General features: G+C 51.9%; 16 protein-coding genes and 1 pseudogene. 9 read left to right on the top strand and 8 right to left on the bottom strand.

Annotated elements, in window-relative coordinates:
* The first annotated feature begins 40 nt into the window (after positions 1-40).
* The 7 genes and pseudogenes from LF929_RS11195 (at position 41) to pepT (ending at position 6906) form a co-directional block, all read left to right on the top strand.
* A pseudogene (locus LF929_RS11195) lies at positions 41-1243 on the top strand (IS256 family transposase).
* A gap of 300 nt (positions 1244-1543) precedes the next feature.
* Positions 1544-1879 carry a DUF6572 domain-containing protein gene (locus LF929_RS11190; RefSeq protein WP_368678937.1) on the top strand — a complete coding sequence of 112 codons (336 nt, stop codon included), beginning with the start codon at positions 1544-1546 and terminating at the stop codon, positions 1877-1879.
* Positions 1880-2178: 299 nt separating this feature from the next.
* Positions 2179-2418 carry a FeoA family protein gene (locus LF929_RS11185; RefSeq protein WP_016941525.1) on the top strand — a complete coding sequence of 80 codons (240 nt, stop codon included), beginning with the start codon at positions 2179-2181 and terminating at the stop codon, positions 2416-2418.
* A gap of 114 nt (positions 2419-2532) precedes the next feature.
* A complete protein-coding gene (locus LF929_RS11180; protein WP_012884601.1) occupies positions 2533-2760 on the top strand; it encodes a FeoA family protein in 228 nt (75 codons plus the stop codon).
* A 22-nt stretch (positions 2761-2782) separates the two neighbouring features.
* Positions 2783-5107 carry a Fe(2+) transporter permease subunit FeoB gene (gene feoB / locus LF929_RS11175; RefSeq protein WP_226093508.1) on the top strand — a complete coding sequence of 775 codons (2325 nt, stop codon included), beginning with the start codon at positions 2783-2785 and terminating at the stop codon, positions 5105-5107.
* Between the two features lie 37 nt (positions 5108-5144).
* Positions 5145-5366, top strand: coding sequence for a FeoC-like transcriptional regulator (locus tag LF929_RS11170; protein ID WP_016941523.1), 222 nt, complete (start codon positions 5145-5147; stop codon positions 5364-5366).
* A 271-nt stretch (positions 5367-5637) separates the two neighbouring features.
* Positions 5638-6906, top strand: coding sequence for a peptidase T (pepT, locus tag LF929_RS11165; protein WP_226093554.1), 1269 nt, complete (start codon positions 5638-5640; stop codon positions 6904-6906).
* A gap of 116 nt (positions 6907-7022) precedes the next feature.
* Here the strand turns inward: pepT and LF929_RS11160 are convergent, their stop codons facing one another.
* From LF929_RS11160 to hflD, 5 genes are all read right to left on the bottom strand, one after another.
* Positions 7023-8144: a cupin domain-containing protein gene (locus tag LF929_RS11160; protein WP_016941476.1), complete on the bottom strand. Its 1122-nt coding sequence runs from the start codon at positions 8142-8144 to the stop codon at positions 7023-7025.
* A 238-nt stretch (positions 8145-8382) separates the two neighbouring features.
* A complete protein-coding gene (phoQ, locus tag LF929_RS11155) occupies positions 8383-9834 on the bottom strand; it encodes a two-component system sensor histidine kinase PhoQ (protein ID WP_028085619.1) in 1452 nt (483 codons plus the stop codon).
* A gap of 17 nt (positions 9835-9851) precedes the next feature.
* The gene (phoP, locus tag LF929_RS11150) at positions 9852-10520 is read right to left on the bottom strand and encodes a two-component system response regulator PhoP (RefSeq protein ID WP_038907846.1); all 669 of its coding nucleotides are present in this window, start codon (positions 10518-10520) and stop codon (positions 9852-9854) included.
* A gap of 253 nt (positions 10521-10773) precedes the next feature.
* Positions 10774-12141, bottom strand: coding sequence for an adenylosuccinate lyase (purB, locus tag LF929_RS11145; RefSeq protein ID WP_016941474.1), 1368 nt, complete (start codon positions 12139-12141; stop codon positions 10774-10776).
* Positions 12142-12339: 198 nt separating this feature from the next.
* Positions 12340-12978 carry a high frequency lysogenization protein HflD gene (gene hflD / locus LF929_RS11140; RefSeq protein WP_038906329.1) on the bottom strand — a complete coding sequence of 213 codons (639 nt, stop codon included), beginning with the start codon at positions 12976-12978 and terminating at the stop codon, positions 12340-12342.
* 320 nt (positions 12979-13298) lie between these two features.
* Here hflD and LF929_RS11135 point away from each other — a divergent pair, with 320 nt between their 5' ends.
* The gene (locus LF929_RS11135; RefSeq protein ID WP_264085036.1) at positions 13299-13424 is read left to right on the top strand and encodes a hypothetical protein; all 126 of its coding nucleotides are present in this window, start codon (positions 13299-13301) and stop codon (positions 13422-13424) included.
* Between the two features lie 5 nt (positions 13425-13429).
* Here LF929_RS11135 and mnmA read toward each other — a convergent pair whose 3' ends face one another.
* The 3 genes from mnmA to rluE form a co-directional block, all read right to left on the bottom strand.
* The gene (mnmA, locus tag LF929_RS11130) at positions 13430-14542 is read right to left on the bottom strand and encodes a tRNA 2-thiouridine(34) synthase MnmA (RefSeq protein ID WP_016941472.1); all 1113 of its coding nucleotides are present in this window, start codon (positions 14540-14542) and stop codon (positions 13430-13432) included.
* 189 nt (positions 14543-14731) lie between these two features.
* The gene (locus LF929_RS11125; protein WP_016941471.1) at positions 14732-15190 is read right to left on the bottom strand and encodes an NUDIX hydrolase; all 459 of its coding nucleotides are present in this window, start codon (positions 15188-15190) and stop codon (positions 14732-14734) included.
* A complete protein-coding gene (gene rluE / locus LF929_RS11120; protein WP_038906330.1) occupies positions 15183-15809 on the bottom strand; it encodes a 23S rRNA pseudouridine(2457) synthase RluE in 627 nt (208 codons plus the stop codon). The genes LF929_RS11125 and rluE overlap by 8 nt, the downstream gene beginning before the upstream one ends.
* Before the next feature lie 131 nt (positions 15810-15940).
* Between rluE and icd the strand changes: the two genes are divergently transcribed.
* The gene (icd, locus tag LF929_RS11115; RefSeq protein WP_038904238.1) at positions 15941-17194 is read left to right on the top strand and encodes an NADP-dependent isocitrate dehydrogenase; all 1254 of its coding nucleotides are present in this window, start codon (positions 15941-15943) and stop codon (positions 17192-17194) included.
* Positions 17195-17599 lie beyond the last annotated feature (405 nt).

Raw genomic sequence — 17599 nt, 5'->3', positions numbered from 1 at the left:
TGTGTCATTCCAGTAATATACAATCAAAAAGGAATGACATATGTCCCAGCCCTTCGATTTCGATAAAGCGCTTAAAGCCCTCCAGTCCGGTCAGGCATTAACAGGCAAAGATGGTATCTTAACGCCTTTAATCAAACAGTTAACGGAAGCTGCCCTGTCTGCGGAGCTGGACTCACATCTGGCTCAGGACGTTGAAGCTAACCGTAAAAATGGCTCCGGCAAAAAGACCATTAAAGCCCCGACGGGCAGCTTCGAACTGGCGACTCCGCGCGATCGTAATGGCACTTTTGAACCCCAGTTGGTGAAAAAACATCAGACCACGTTATCCGACGAGATCGAACACAAGATCATTCGCCTGTTTGCACTGGGGATGAGCTATCAGGACATTAGCCGGGAGATCGAAGATTTATATGCCTTCAGCGTGTCCACTGCTACCATCAGTGCAGTAACCGATAAAGTCATCCCTGAACTAAAACAGTGGCAACAGCGCCCGCTGGAGCAGGTTTATCCCTTCGTCTGGCTGGACGCTATTCACTATAAAATCCGGGAAGATGGCCGCTATCGGAGCAAAGCGGTTTACACCGTGCTGGCCCTGAATCTGGAAGGTAAAAAGGAAGTTCTGGGCCTGTATCTGTCAGAAAGTGAGGGGGCTAACTTCTGGCTGTCGGTATTAAGCGACCTGCAAAATCGCGGTGTTAAAGACATTCTGATTGCCTGCGTGGACGGGCTGACCGGCTTCCCAGAGGCAATAAACAGCATTTATCCGCAGACGGAAGTGCAGTTGTGCGTCATTCATCAGATACGCAATTCGATTAAATATGTGGCCTCAAAGTACCATAAAGCCTTCATGACCGACCTGAAGCCAGTCTACCGTGCAGTGTCAAAAGAAGCGGCCGAAATGGCACTGGATGAGCTGGAAGCGAAATGGGGGCAGCAGTATCCGGTGGTGCTCCAGTCGTGGCGACGCAAGTGGGACAATCTGTCAGCGTACTTCCGCTATCCGGCAAATATCCGCAAAGTCATTTACACCACAAATGCTATCGAATCGGTGCACAGACAGTTCAGGAAACTGACCAAAACCAAAGGTGCTTTCCCGAATTAAAATAGTCTGTTGAAGCTGCTTTATCTGGGGCTGATGAACGCACAGGAAAAATGGACAATGCCCATCCAGAGCTGGAATTTGACATTGTCACAGTTGGCCATTTATTTTGAAGGGCGACTAAATAACGTGATGACGCTGTAGAATTTTTAACGTGACACAGAATTCTGAACGCTCTCTAGTTTTTATGGTGGTGTTTTACCTTTAATTCTCTTTCACCCATCCGAGATCTTTGATATGGTGATTATCGATATATGTAAACTGGGGCGGGAATAGGTGAATGACTTTTTCGTTACTACCATATCCAGATTCGCTATAAAAACTGGGCCAGTAGTATGTCCTGACATCATGCCTTATAGAGTATTTTATTCCATTTTTTATTGCTTGTGGTTACATCAATGGATAAGATTGAATTTTTCAGATTAGATGAAAGATTAGGAGGGAATGATGTCAATAGACGATGTGGATAAAATAGACTCCATTGGAGTATTGAAAGACCATCCTGACATGGTTAGCCTCGCGATATCAGACCATTTGCCATGGAAAAAACCTATCGAACAGCACTTATTTAAACTTCAAGAAAAAATAAATACTTATATAAAATTCATTGATAGTGGTGAAATTTATGAAAAATTTCCTGATGCCAAAGGGACGGATAAATGCGTAATAGAGATATTTTTTAAGTATGAAATTCCCCCGCAAGCGATCTGTTTTTTAGAAAGTGTCAGAGAAATATTAAGCTCAATCAATGTGAGTCTTAAATATAAGATCATAAAATAACACTCTCGGAGTCACTGCCAAGAGTGTCATTTACACATGAAACTATAAACTCCATGACAGTCACCCGCATACCTTGCCGTTAGGCATAACCGATAACATAGCGTTCCTTTCTGCTGCGCTCCAAGGGCACAGCTTATCCCTTTCCCGTTATCCCCCCAATCTTCACCTCCCTTGACGCACATCAAAAGGCGATGCGTAGACAGGAATATGATTGATAATCGTTATTACTTACCTTGATGCATTGCCGCCGTGTTGTAACGCAGGCGGGGTGCGGCGCACTGTCAGTGAAGGAATGGTGTATGGCTCTGAGTCTTCAAACGTTGCTTGATCTTCCTCTTAACGTGAATGCCGTAGTGGCGCGTATTCGCTCAACGGGCGAGTACCAGCAGCGGCTGACTGAGCTTGGCATCCGTGTCGGTGGCCAGGTGCGCGTGATTCAGCGTGATGCCAATCAGCCGTTAATGTTGGCCGCCGGGGACAGCCGGGTGGCGATCAACTGGGAGATGGGTAAGCAAGTGTGGGTATCGCCACAGCAATAAACACGATGGCAATCGGTTTGTCATGTTCGGTTTCTGGCAACCTGTTGATGACAGCGGGGTTACGACACCCGTTGTTCTTTATCAGGCAGCAATGGGTATGAGGTTTACACAGCGATGACACTGGAAGCATTGGCAGTGGGCACACAGTGGCGTGTGCTGGGGTTTCAGAAAGGATCGGCGGATTACCGCAAGCGCCTGCTGGCGCTGGGCGTGACGCCGGGAGTGGAGTTTTCGGTGTCGCGAGTCGCACCGCTGGGTGATCCGATTGAACTGCGCCTGCGTGGTGCATCGATCAGCGTGCGCAAAGGCGAAGCACAGATTTTGATTCTGGAAAAATGTTAATCCGGGCAGGTAAGGATTTTTTATGAGTACGCAACCCGTAATTTGCGTGGTGGGTAACCCCAATTGTGGCAAAACGACGCTATTTAACGTCCTGACCGGCGGTAAACAAACGGTCGGTAACTGGCCCGGCGTGACGGTGGAAAAGAAAGTCGGCAGTTACCGTTATCAGCAGCAACAGGTGACGTTGGTAGATCTGCCGGGGGTTTACTCGCTGAACCCGTCTTCCGAAAGCTCGGAAGACGAACGGGTCGCACGTGATTACATCCTGTCCGGCGAAGCCAATCTGGTACTGAATATCGTTGATGCTTCCAATCTGGAGCGAAATCTGTATCTCACCGCGCAGTTGCTGGATATGCAGGTGCCGATGGTGGTGGCCGTCAATATGATGGATATCGCCGCCGCACGTAAGCTAGATATTGATATCGCCGGTTTACAGCAGCGCCTGGGGTGCCCGGTCATCCCGATTACCGCCAGCCAGAAGAAAGGCATCGCGATGTTGCATGAGGTGTGTCAGGCCGCGCTGGCACAACCGGTGATTCCACCGGTGTCGATTCCTTATGACGCGCCACTGAACCAGGCGGCGCAGGCGATTGCGGATCAACTGCAAGGACAGGCGGCGATTCGTAACCCGTATTGGCTGGCGATTCAGTTGCTGGAAGGCGACATGACGGTGCGTGACCAGGTGCCTGCGGATACGCTGGCCTTTGCCGATGCTGAAGTCGCCCGGCTGGTCGCCGAGTATGAGGATGAGCTGGATATTTTTCTGGCGGACGCGCGTTACCAGTTCGTTGGCGCGGTGGCGCGTGAGGTGATTACCCGCCGTGGCGAGGCTTCCGCAACCCTGACCGACAAAATTGACCGCGTCGTGTTGCACCGCTTTTTTGGTATTCCGATCTTCCTGCTGGTGATGTACCTGATGTTTGTCTTCACCATCAATATCGGTAGCGCCTTTACCGATTTCTTCGAGAAGCTGTTCGGCACCCTGATGGTGGATGGATTCGGCGAGCTGTTGCTGGCGTTGCATACCCCGGAATGGCTGAAAACCCTGCTGGCGGATGGCGTGGGCGGCGGCATTCAGACCGTATCCACCTTTATTCCGGTGATCGGTTGTCTGTATCTGTTTCTGTCCTGGCTGGAGGATTCCGGCTATATGGCACGGGCGGCGTTTGTGATGGACCGTTTTATGCGCGGTATCGGTTTGCCGGGCAAGGCGTTTGTGCCGCTGATTGTCGGGTTTGGTTGTAATGTGCCAGCGGTGATGGCGACGCGCACCATGGAGCGCCATAGTGACCGTGTGGTGACGGTGATGATGGCCCCGTTTATGTCTTGTGGCGCACGGTTGCCGGTGTACGTGTTGTTTGCGTCTGCCTTGTTTGTCGAAGGCGGACAAAACCTGGTGTTCGGGTTGTATCTGGTCGGTATCGCGGCGGCGATTGCGACCGGCTTTTTGCTGAAAAATACCGCGTTGAAAGGCGAAGCGTCTGCCTTTGTGATGGAAATTCCCCCTTATCACTTTCCCAGCCTGCGCAGTGTACTGATTCGCACCTGGGAGCGCCTGAAGGGGTTCTTGCTGCGTGCCGGGCGGCTGATTGTGGTGGTGGTGACGGTGCTGGGCTTTCTTAACTCGATGGGGACAGACGGTTCCTTTGGCAACCAGAATACCCAGAAGTCGGTGCTGTCGGCGGTGGGGCAAGCCATCGTGCCGGTATTCAAGCCGCTGGGTATTCGCGATGAAAACTGGCCAGCCGCAGTAGGGGTGTTCACCGGGATCTTCGCCAAAGAGGCGGTTGTCGGTACGCTGGATTCGTTGTACGGCGCAATGGCTGCCTCGCAGGAAGGCGGCGCCAAAGCAGAAGCCAAACCTTTTAGCCTGACCGGCGGTATTCAAGATGCGCTGGCGACCATCCCTGAAAATCTGGGCAAGCTGGGTGATGCGGTATTAAACCCGTTAGGGATCAATGTTGGTGATTTGAGTGATACCGCCACGATTGCCAAAGACAATAAATTCTCGGTGACCTCGCTGACCGTGATCAGCCAACTGTTTGATGGCCGTTTGGGGGCGTTTAGTTACCTGCTGATGGTGCTGTTGTATATCCCTTGCGTGGCGGCGGTATCCGCCATCTGGCGTGAGGTGGGCACCGCCTGGACGCTATTCTGCGCTGGCTGGACCATTCAGGTTGGCTACAGCACGGCGGTGGTGGTGTATCAGGTTGGGCGGTTTAGCCAGCACCCGTTGTATTCGCTGTGTGCGCTGGTGGGGGTGGCGGCAATGCTGTGTGTCACAGTGATGTTGCTGCGCCGCAATGGTCTGCAACGCCAGCGCACCGTGGTAGGTGAAGTAAAATAAACCAGTCGGGCGGGCAACTGCCCGCCGGGGAGACATAATGACGCTACTTGAATTGCGGGATTTTGTCCGCGAAAGAAAAAAGGTGTCGCTGCAAGATATCAGCACGGCTTTTAAGGCCGATCCCGGTGTGGTGGAGGGAATGCTGGAGGTGTGGGTACAGAAAGGCAAAATCCGCTTCCATCAGGGGGATGCCGCACCCAAATGCGGCGGCTGTTGCGGCTGTGATAAACGCCAGGGCCAGTATTACGAGTGGTTGTGATGTTTTCCCGGGCCGAGGTGCAATCAGTCGTCGGCCCGGCTTCCCGTCCTGCGGCGGTAAGTCTGCCGCCTGTCTTGAGATGTTGTCTGTTTATTAACTCCTTGTAGGTGTTCCTGGCGTGTCTGGCATGGGGGCTGACGCGCTGCCCGGCGTTATGGGCGGTGTAAGGCGGCGGTGCCGGGCGGAAAACCAATAAAAACTGACCTGACGCAATATGTGGTACAGGCACCCTCTACATAATGAAACCTGTAATCCATCGGAGGGGGTGATGATGGAAAAATTACTTGATCGTTTTTTGAATTACGTTGCGTTTGATACCCAATCCCGACCGGGTGTTCGGCAGGTGCCGAGTACGGAAGGGCAATTGAAGCTGGCGCAGGCGCTGCAACAAGAATTAATTGAACTGGGACTGGAACAGGTATCGGTCACCAAGCATGGCTGTGTGATGGCGACATTACCCGCTAATGTTGCCTGGCCTGTGCCGGTGGTGGGGTTTATCGCCCATATGGATACCTCACCGGATTTTAGCGGCAAACATGTTAATCCACAGATTGTCGAGAATTACCGTGGCGGTGATATCGCGCTGGGTATGGGTGATGAAGTCTTGTCACCGGTAATGTTCCCGGTGCTGCATCATCTGCTCGGCCAGACATTGATTACGACTGATGGCAAAACGCTGTTAGGGGCGGATGATAAAGCCGGCATTGCGGAGATCATGACCGCACTGGTTCGGCTAAAGAAACGCCAAATCCCACATGGTGAGATTCGTATTGCCTTCACGCCGGATGAAGAAGTCGGTAAAGGTGCCCAGCACTTTGATGTCGATGCATTCCGGGCGGAATGGGCCTATACGGTAGATGGCGGTGGTGTGGGGGAATTGGAGTATGAAAACTTCAATGCCGCATCGGCTGTCGTGAAGATTGTCGGTAACAACGTCCATCCGGGCTGGGCAAAAGGGGTGATGGTCAATGCGTTGTCACTGGCGACACGGTTTCACCAACTCGTACCAGCTGATGAGACGCCAGAGCAGACCGAAGGCTATCAGGGTTTTTATCACCTCAATAGCGCAAAAGGGACGGTAGAACGGGCCGAACTGCACTACAGCATTCGGGACTTTGAGCGTGATAGCTTCGAGCGGCGCAAGAAAACGCTGCTGGATATCGCGGAAAAAGTGGGTAAGGGCCTGCACCCGGATTGTTATATCGAAGTCACGATCACCGATAGCTACTACAACATGCGTGAACAAGTGGAGCAGCATCCCCATATCATCGCGCTGGCGCAGCAGGCCATGCGTGATTGCGGGATTACGCCGCTGATGCAACCGATTCGCGGCGGTACGGATGGCGCTCAGTTATCTTTCCGCGGCTTGCCGTGCCCTAATCTGTTTACGGGTGGCTACAATGCTCACGGTAAGCATGAATTTGTGACGCTGGAAGGGATGGAAAGCGCTGTGGCGGTGATTATGCGTATCGCCGAACTGACGGCATTACGCGCCAGGAGCCGACAAACCAGCACTGAGAGCGCGTCAGTAAAAGCCTGATGGTTTAGGTCTTAAGCTACTAACACAGAAGACGCCGTTTGGCGTCTTCTGTGTTTTAGATGGCAGAGCAATAATCAGCCAACGATAGTCAGCCAACGATAGTCAGTCAACGATAGTCAGTCAACAAAGTACCAGTAACCGCTGTTAACCAGAGCGGTCAACTGGGCAAGGAAAGACGGATCGTCCAGCGTGTCGCCAAATCGCCCGATGTTCAGCACGTCATATTGTGCCAGGGCGGCGATCGCCTGCGGTGGGTGGTTCTCCAGCCGCTCGCCGTTGACGAAACAGGTTTCGCCAATACGCAATACCCGCAATCCGCCAAGACGGCGCAATGCCTCGCCCTGCTGTAACAGGTCGTATACTTCGCCTGGCTGGTAAGGCGGCTCCGGCGGTGCCAAATCCAGTTCATGCCGTGACTGGGATGCAAATTCGCCGAACCATTGATGAAAAGCGTCTTTGTGCTGCACCAGTTCCAGCATCATGTGCTGAAGTTTATCCAGCTCCTGCGGTAACACGTCGGCTGGATGGGCGCGAGAAGGAATATCCGGGTCACTGTAGCGTTGGCCACCCAGTTCGCGGGACAACACATAGTCGGCAAAACCACTGACCAGCTCGCGGGAACTGGGGGCACGGAACCCCACCGAGTAGTTGAGCGAGTTTTCCAGTGAATAACCTTCGTGCGGAAAACCCGGCGGAATATAGAGAATATCGCCGGGTGCCATTTCTTCATCAATAATAGCGTCGAACGGTGCGACTTGCAGCAAGTCAGGATGTGGGCAATGCTGTTTCATCGGCACCTTGTCGCCAACGCGCCAACGACGACGTCCGGTGCCCTGAATAATGAACACATCGTATTGGTCAAGGTGCGGGCCGACGCCGCCGCCGGGCACCGAGAATGAAATCATCAGGTCGTCAATACGCCAGTCAGGCAACTGACGGAAAGGGCGCATCAAGGCGGCAGAAGGCTCATGCCAGTGGTCGACGGCTTGTACCAGTAAAGACCAGTTGCTTTCTCCCAGATGGTCATAGCTTTCAAACGGGCCGTGGCTGACATCCCAGCGGCCATCGCGATGGCTGACCAGACGGCTGTCTACCTCGTTTTCCATCGCAAGTCCCGCTAATTCGTCCGGGCTAATGGGATCAAGAAAATGAGGAAAACCGGCTTTGATGATTACCGGCTTTTTTTGCCAGTGGTGTGTCAGGAAGTCCTGCCAGTCAAGATTAAGTTGGTAGTCCATAACGCATTTCCAGTAACAGGGAGCTATCGACGATTATAACGAAGTCGCCGTGATGGTGTTTGCCCTTTATTCACAGATGAGATGGCAGGCTGAAAAGCGCGGTCGATGCGCTCGACCGCAGGCAATAGCGATGGGGGTTGTCGCTAACCGCGATGCTAATAATAAGGTTGATGTTAATAACAAGGTTAATGACAACCGTACCACTCACTACAGTGTAGGTGATTCGCAGCAGAGTGCATTAATTATCATTCTGGCCGAGGTGTTGCTGACCGAAAATCGCTTCGACTTTGGCACCACCAAGCGCGCTGGAACCGATAAGGATTTCGCCCTGATATTGCTCGATGATTTCTGCGGCAACGGATAGCCCAATGCCTTGCCCCGGGCGCAATGTGTCCGCCCGTTGCCCGCGCTGGAAAATGACTTCGCGCTTGCTGTCAGGAATACCAGGGCCGTCATCATCAACGACCAGATGCAGTTTTTGGCCGGAATAGCGGGCGCTGATTTCAACGAACTCCAGACAATACTTACAGGCGTTGTCGAGAATATTGCCCATGACTTCCATAAAGTCGTTTTTCTCGCCAATAAAAGTCAGCTCGGGGGCAATGTCCATGGTCAGCACAACACCTTTACGTTGGTACACCTTATTCAGCGCGGAGCAGAGCGCATCGAGCTGTGCCGGCACGGAGTGTACTTCCCGAATGATAGTGAGGTGTTCGGTTCGCACGCTGGCGCGGTGCAGGTAATAGCCGATTTGCTGCGAGATACGGCTGATTTGCGTCAGCATGATAGGCTCGGCTTGTTCGATGGTTAGCTCTTTACCGGTGCGTAACGAGCGTAACGTGGTCTGCAGCACCGCCAGCGGCGTTTTCAGACTGTGGGTCAGGTCGGTCAAGGTCGTTCGATATTTGTGATAACGCTGGCGCTCATTGCTCAACAGGGTATTGAGATTTCGCACCAGACTGTTTAACTCGCGTGGTGGATTTTCGTCCAGGTGCTCGCGGGAACCGCTTTCCAGTTCGCTTATCTGATGCACCAGATGCTTAATCGGCCGCAGACTCCAGTGGGCTGCCAGCCACAATAACGGCAGAACCAACACCAGATGAGCGATAAACACGTAACGGAACCACTCCCACACCACATCCGCCTGTTGCAGTTCCTGCGGTACCCTGTCTACCACTACGATAACCAGTTTAGGTAAACGCTCAGAGGCGGGGTAAACGTTGACGGCGATGGAATGGGTGAACGGTGTTTTGTCTTCAGAACTGTAGGCGTGCAACTTATCCAGCATTTGCGGGCTGCTGCCTTGTAAGACGGCATTACTGGTATTGGAGTCGGCGTCCAGTTCGTGGTAATCCGTTTTTTCCAGCCATTCAGGTTTTATCTGGGATTCCAGCTCCGGAACGGCGCGTTCCCGCCACAATAGGTGGCCGTGTTTATCGTAGATAAACACCAGCGTAGGGTAGTTAATATCGATTTCAGGCGGTGTTGCGATGGTAAGTTGATTGTCATGCCACTGCGCCAGGCTATAAAACAGGTTGCTTTCGCCGCGCAGCAAGCGGAATGACGTCTTGTCAAAACTCACGCTGTATCCCACGACCGCGACAATACCGTAGGAGAGTGTGAGTGCCAGTACTACCGCAGCGGTCGAAATCAGAAAGCGAAAACGCAGCGAAAAATGAGATTTTCTCAACTTGCCGTCCAGAATAATTAGATATCGAAGCGGTAACCCTGCCCGCGAACGGTGGTAATCACATCATGGGAGTTGGCAGATTGCAGTTTCTTGCGCAGCCGTCCCATTAATACGTCGATGGTATGACTTTCCCGCAACTCCGCGTCGGGATAGAGTTGCAGCATCAGCGATTCTTTGCTGACCACCTTACCGTTGTTGCGGATAAGCGTTTCGACGATGGTATATTCAAACGCGGTGAGCTTGACCGGCTCGCCATGCACCAGCAATTCGCGACGTGACAGGTCCACTTCAAAGGGCGGCAGACTGATAATTTGAGAGGCCAGGCCGCTATTGCGACGCATCAGCGCCTGCATGCGTGCGACGACTTCCTCAATGTGAAACGGCTTGGTGACGTAATCATCCGCACCCGCTTCCAGAACCGCGACTTTTTCCTGCCAGCTTTCCCGAGCGGTGAGAACCAAAATTGGCAATTTGACCTGATGCGAACGCCAGCGGCGGATCAGGCTGGTGCCATCTTCTACCGGCAATCCCAAGTCGACAATCGCGATGTCTGGCGCGTGTTCCTGAAGGAAATAATCCGCTTCTTTTGCGTCCGCCGCTGCATCAACCTGGTGTCCCATTTCATTTAACTGGACATTCAGGTGATGGCGTAACAGAACATTATCTTCAATCACAAGAATACGCATGACGGTTTTCCTCGGTCCATTGCCTGATGAGAACGATCCAAACTTAGTGAATTATCCAAACTTAGAGAACTGTTAACGCGTTGTACAGGTCTTGCTGTGCTGACCGACGCGTTTACCGTCATTTAGGATAGCCAACGACAAAAATACCTTATACATGTAAGGTACGTCAGCATTATCCACAATCGTGCTCAACTGGGGCTAAACGGTGGGGCAGGAAATAGGTCGGGCGACGGTGATGTCGCCCGAAATAAGGTTAAAGCTCGTCAACCAGTTTGATGGCACGACCGATGTAATTGGCCGGTGTTAATGCCTTAAGACGCGTTTTTTCATCGTCCGGCAGCGCCAGCCCGTCGATAAACGCCTTCATGCCTTCCGCGTCTACTCGCTTGCCACGGGTCAGTTCTTTGAGTTTCTCGTATGGTTTTTCGATACCGTAACGACGCATTACCGTTTGAATTGGCTCAGCCAGTACTTCCCAGTTGTGATCCAGTTCATCCAGCAGGTGGTCGCGATTGACCTCTAGCTTGCTGATGCCTTTCAGGGATGCCTGATAAGCGATAACGGCATAGCCTACGCCCACGCCGAGATTACGCAGTACCGTTGAATCGGTCAGGTCACGCTGCCAGCGTGATACCGGCAATTTGCTGGCAAGATGGCCCATTACTGCGTTAGCCAGCCCCAGATTACCCTCGGAGTTCTCGAAGTCGATCGGGTTAACTTTGTGCGGCATGGTAGAAGAGCCAATTTCACCGGCGATGGTTTTCTGTTTGAAATGGTTAAGGGCCACGTAGCCCCACACATCGCGGTCAAAGTCGATCAGAATGGTGTTGAAACGGGCGATGCAATCGAACATTTCGGCGATATAGTCATGCGGTTCGATCTGTGTGGTGTAGGGGTTCCACTGAATACCCAGTGAGGTGACGAAGCTTTCGCTAAACTGGTGCCAGTCAACCGCCGGGTACGCCACCATGTGGGCGTTATAGTTCCCGACAGCACCGTTGATTTTGCCCAGGATTTCCACCTGCTGCAGTTGGCGGAACTGACGTTCCATACGGTAGGCGACGTTGGCAAATTCTTTACCGATAGTCGACGGTGTGGCGGGCTGCCCGTGGGTACGGGACAACAGTGGGATATCGCGGTACTGCTGCGCCAGTTGCTTGATGGCATCGATGATATTACGCCAGAACGGCAGCAAGACGTCACGACGAGCGGCATCCAGCATCAGGGCATGGGACAGGTTGTTGATATCTTCAGACGTGCAGGCGAAGTGGATGAATTCATTCACGGCGTGCAGAGCCGGAACCGCCGCCACTTTTTCCTTCAGGAAATACTCCACCGCTTTGACGTCATGGTTGGTGGTACGTTCGATAGTTTTAATGCGCGCGGCGTCTTCTTCGCTAAATTCAGCGACAATCTTGTCAAGGAAAGCGTTTGCGTCGGCATCAAATGCAGGAACTTCCTTGATTTCTGCACAGGCCGCCAGTTTTTGCAGCCAACGTACTTCAACCTGCACACGGAATTTCAGCAAACCGTATTCGCTGAAAATAGTGCGCAACATGCTGACTTTATCGCCGTAGCGTCCATCAATGGGGGAAACGGCGGTCAGTGAGGATAATTCCATCGCAAGCAACTCCTGGGATTGTTTTCAAATAAATAACATAGATTATCGCCATCCTATCGCATGACGAATCGCGTTTCATGGCAAATAACCGCGCATCGTAACAACAGCGCATGACAAACAGCATCGTCTGATGACTAGTATCTCATGACGGTGGCTGAACCGGAATAAGCAGCCACCATCAATGAGGTGGTGTTTCTGTCAGGGGTAGTGGTGGCAGCGGCTCAGTATCTCTTGTGCGTGGCGTACCAGTTTGCTACGGGAGAACATCAACTGTAGTCGACTACCGCCCACTTGCTGCCACAGTACGGCAGCACGGATACCCGCCAGCAGTACAGCACGTACCTTCGCCTGAACTTGCGGGCTTTTTAGCACATCTTGCGCACCGGTTACCTGAATACGCGGGCCCAGTTTGCTGATGACATCCACGTAAATACCGGCGAGTACGTTAATAAACGTGTCTGAGAGCAGGTCATAATGTTCCAGTTGTCTGTCCAACTGATTGATACGGTTGCCTAATTCGTCCAGCGCGGCCCGGTTATTGTTCAGTCGGCGCTCCAGCACCATCAGGCTAAACGTATAGCGCGATAACTCAGCGCCCAGACCTTCGCGTGACGAGTTGAGGATCCCCAGCAGCGTTTCCAGACCCATTTTCAGATGCTGTTCCGCGTTGCCAAACACATCCATCGTACTGGATGGGTTAATATTCATGATACTTTTCAGTGACGTTTTTAATGCATCCGTATTGCAACTGCCTTGATGCGCGAGTTGCTGCACCAAATAAGCAGACTGGCAGATTCCTGCCATTGCCAGCGTAATGTCATGATAATTTTTAGCCACAATTACTCCTGTCAACATCATCTGGCCGCTGTGTGGGTCCGGAATGGCGATACTGACTGCACGGCCAATTTTTCCCAGAAAAAAAGCCAAAAACTGGCGTACATCTCCAGCTTTTTCGCTCACACAGCCTAAAAAGGCGATGATCATGCCATAAAAATCAAGATGAACCCAGTATCAACCCGGCAAAACCCAGCACGGGTTGCAAATCGGTCATCCTGATCGTTCGGTACTTCAAAGTTTAGTGTCATGACAACGAAAAAGGTGCCAACGCGGTGTTTTATTTGACGTCATCAGGTGCAGAAGGGAGAGGGAAGGGATGAGTGGCAAAACGCATCAGTGATGTAACAAAAAGGACAGCGAACAGGAAAGAAAAAGGGAAAGACGAAGAGAAAAATCAGGAGAAAACCAGAGAAGCGTTGAAGCTCCTCTGGTCAAATGCGGTGTGAACCGGTTATGGCACCATACGCAGGCGTTCTTCGATGATGCCGCCACCAAGGCAGATTTCACCCTGATAGAACACAGCGGACTGGCCCGGCGTGACAGCGGCGACCGGTTCGTCAAAGCGGACTTCGATACGGTCTGCATCCAGCGGTGTCAGCAAACAAGGGATATCTGCCTGACGATAGCGGGTTTTTACCGTGCAACGCAGCGGTGCGCTCAGCGGTTCGCGGTCAACCCAGTGGAGTTGTTGGGCAATCAAGCCAACGGACATCAGGCGAGGATGTTCGTGCCCTTGCGCGACGTACAACACGTTGCTGGCAACATCTTTATCAACCACGTACCACGGGTCATCGCCGCCTTCTTTAACGCCACCAATGCCGAGACCTTTGCGTTGCCCCAGCGTGTGGTACATCAACCCCTGATGCTCACCCATCACCTTACCGTCGTCTACAGATAAGATAGGGCCAGGTTGGGCTGGCAGGTAACGAGCCAGGAAGTCACGGAACTTGCGCTCGCCAATAAAACAGATGCCGGTCGAGTCTTTTTTCCTGGCGGTTGCCAGGTCCAACTGCTCGGCGATTTTCCGCACTTCAGGTTTTTCCAGCTCACCCACCGGGAACAGACTTTGTGCCACCTGCTGGTGACTCAGGGTATAAAGGAAATAGCTCTGGTCTTTGTTGCCATCCAGACCACGCAGCAGACGGCTTTTACCGTCGATATCCTGGCGGCGGACATAATGGCCGGTAGCAATGTAGTCGGCACCTAAATCTTCGGCTGCAAACTCCAGGAAGGCTTTGAATTTGATTTCTTTGTTGCACAGAATATCCGGGTTAGGCGTGCGACCTGCACGGTATTCCGCCAGAAAATGCTCAAAAACATTGTCCCAGTATTCGGCGGCGAAATTCACGGTGTGCAGCGTTATGCCTAACTTGTCGCAGACCGCTTGCGCATCGGCCAGGTCGGTGGCGGCGGAGCAATACTCCGTGTCGTCATCCTCTTCCCAGTTTTTCATGAACAGGCCTTCCACCTGATACCCTTGCTGTTGCAACAGATAGGCGGATACCGATGAGTCAACACCGCCGGACATACCGACAATGACTTTTTTCTGGCTGTTATCTGACATGGACATCTCGCGAACTCAAACTCAGTGAGGTGGTGTAAAGCGTTAAAGCGAAAAACAAGCGCAATAGGTTAACACATTTATCGTGATCACACATTTTCTTGCGCGTCATTGACCTGATAGCGCGATACCTGAAAATCGGCTTTCAGGTGGAACGGGTTCGCCGCTGGCTAAACGGCGAACCGGAAGATATCAGGCAGGGATGGGAAATGGCCAGTTAAATGCTTCCAACAGGCTCAGCGGATAACGCTGGCCGTGCTGATAACAATGCAGGCTGGCGGCCACCAATGGCGAGCGCAAACACGATGCCTGAAGAATCTCTTCCGGCTTCAACCAGTGGCAACAAAGGATGTCGCTATCGTGCGGCGTGGTTGGGAGCCGTTCGGGTAGATCAATCGTGAAGCTAAAGCGCAGAAAAGGGGTGCTATCTGGTGCGATCCATTGGTGAAGTTGCAGAAAATGTTGTGGCATGGCTCGGATGCCGGTTTCTTCGAACAGCTCCCGTTGAGCTGCCTGAATCAGCGTTTCGTCTGCTTCCAGGTGCCCTGCTGGTTGGTTCCATAGCCGACGATGGTTGATTTCTTCTTCCACCACCAGAAAATGGCCTTCTGCCTGAACAACACAGGCCACGGTTACATGCGGTTTAAACATGATCAATCTCCTTCCAGTCGCCGGGGAGTAATCCATCAAGAGTGTGGTTAGCCATACTGTAGCGAATCAAACGCAGTGTCGGATAGCCGATATGCGCCGTCATCCGTCTTACCTGGCGATTACGGCCTTCGTAGAGTGTGATTTTTAGCCAGCTCACCGGAATGTTTTTACGTTCGCGGATAGGTGGCTGGCGTGGCCACAGCCAGGCGGGTTCATCCACACGTTCTGCGCCCGCAGGCAGTGTAGGGCCATCGTTTAACACCAAACCGGTGCGAAAGGCACGCAACGCGTCTTCATCGGGAATGCCTTCGACCTGGGCATAGTAAATTTTGGGGGTCTGCTTGCCGGGTTGGGTCAGCCGTGCCTGCAATTTACCGTCATTAGTCAGGATGAGCAGGCCTTCGCTGTCCCGATCGAGTCGCCCGGCAGCGTAGATATCGCGAAAGGGAACGTAGTCTTTCAGCGTGGCTCGACCGCCTTCATCGGTAAACTGAGAAAGCACATCGAACGGTTTATTGAGCAAGACGATGCGCCTTTGGGTGACGACGACAGGCTCATTTTTTTTTGGTCGAGAGCTGAATCGTTTAAGTTGGTGATTTCTAACAGGGAATTTATTCATCTTATTACTGGCTGTGAATGACAAAAACATTATACTCGAAATGGTTTGTGATTGGCTCAGGCTAAATATTCAAGTAGTATTGACACGCATCTTACAAGTCATTAACAAAATGGCGCTCGAAGGAGAGGTTAATGGAAAGTAAAGTAGTTGTACCGGCAGAAGGGCAAAAAATCACGGTTGACGCCCAGGGTAAACTGGTCGTGCCTGCTAATCCGATCATTCCGTTCATCGAAGGTGACGGTATCGGTGTTGATGTTACGCCAGCCATGATTAACGTTGTCGATGCCGCGGTAAACAAAGCCTATCAGGGTAAGCGCAAAATTTCCTGGATGGAAATTTACACCGGTGAGAAATCCACTCAGGTGTATGGTCAAGATGTTTGGTTGCCAGATGAAACGCTGGATCTGATCCGCGAATATCGCGTTGCTATCAAAGGGCCGCTGACTACGCCGGTAGGTGGTGGTATCCGTTCTTTAAACGTGGCACTGCGTCAGCAACTGGATTTGTACGTCTGTCTGCGTCCGGTTCGTTACTATGAAGGTACGCCGAGCCCGGTGAAACAACCCGAACTGACTGACATGGTCATCTTCCGTGAAAACGCTGAAGACATTTATGCCGGTATCGAGTGGAAAGCTGGCACACCTGAAGCGGACAAAGTCATCAAGTTCCTGCAAGACGAAATGGGTGTGAAGAAAATCCGTTTCCCGCAGCAGTGTGGTATCGGTATAAAACCGTGTTCCGAAGCTGGGACCAAGCGTCTGGTTCGTGCTGCTATTGAATACGCTATCACCAATGATCGCGATTCTGTCACGCTGGTGCACAAAGGCAACATCATGAAGTTCACCGAAGGCGCGTTCAAAGACTGGGGTTACCAGTTGGCTCGCGAAGAATTCGGCGGCGAACTGATTGACGGTGGGCCGTGGGTGAAAATCAAGAACCCGAAAACCGGCAAAGATATCATCGTTAAAGATGTGATTGCTGATGCCTTCCTGCAGCAGATCCTGCTGCGTCCGGCTGAATATGATGTCATCGCTTGTATGAACCTTAACGGTGACTATATTTCTGATGCGCTGGCAGCGCAGGTCGGCGGGATTGGTATCGCTCCGGGGGCTAACATTGGTGACGAATGTGCACTGTTTGAAGCGACTCACGGTACGGCACCGAAGTATGCCGGCCAGGACAAAGTGAACCCAGGTTCGGTTATTTTGTCTGCTGAGATGATGCTGCGCCACCTGCAGTGGTTTGAAGCCGCTGACCTGATCGTGAAAGGGATGGAAGGCGCTATCAGGAACAAGACGGTCACCTATGACTTCGAACGTCTGATGGAAGGCGCGACGCTGCGTAAATGTAGCGAATTCGCTCAGGATATCATCAACAACATGTAACCGATGGCGACATCGCACCAAACCTCACGGTGGTCAGGCTTCCGTGAGGTTTTTTTTATCTTTAGCGATGTACGATTCGTGCGGCCTCTCTGATGTATTCCCCTGTAGGCCTTACTAGTTTTGTGGTTATTACACCCCGCTTTTTCCCTCTTTCGCTTTTTTGTGCTATCAATTTTAAACCATCACTTTACATTCTCTTCTCGTTTTTGATGCTTTTTATCCGAATTCATTGTCGAAATTTGGTTGTTATAACGCCAGAAGACGAATAGTGGTTTGTTTTGTTGCTCGTTTTGGCATCGAGTCAGAATAGAAACTGAGGTTGATATATCATCAGTCAGCTAATTGTTATTTTGATTTTGTACGTCGATTCCCTTAAAGAAAAAGTCTTTTCCAGTATTTAACCGT

This window comes from Dickeya oryzae, assembly GCF_020406815.2.
GTDB classification, from domain to species: Bacteria; Pseudomonadota; Gammaproteobacteria; order Enterobacterales; family Enterobacteriaceae; genus Dickeya; species Dickeya oryzae.
Note: the sequence above shows the minus strand (reverse complement) of the source record. Positions and strands in the feature narration are given on the sequence as shown.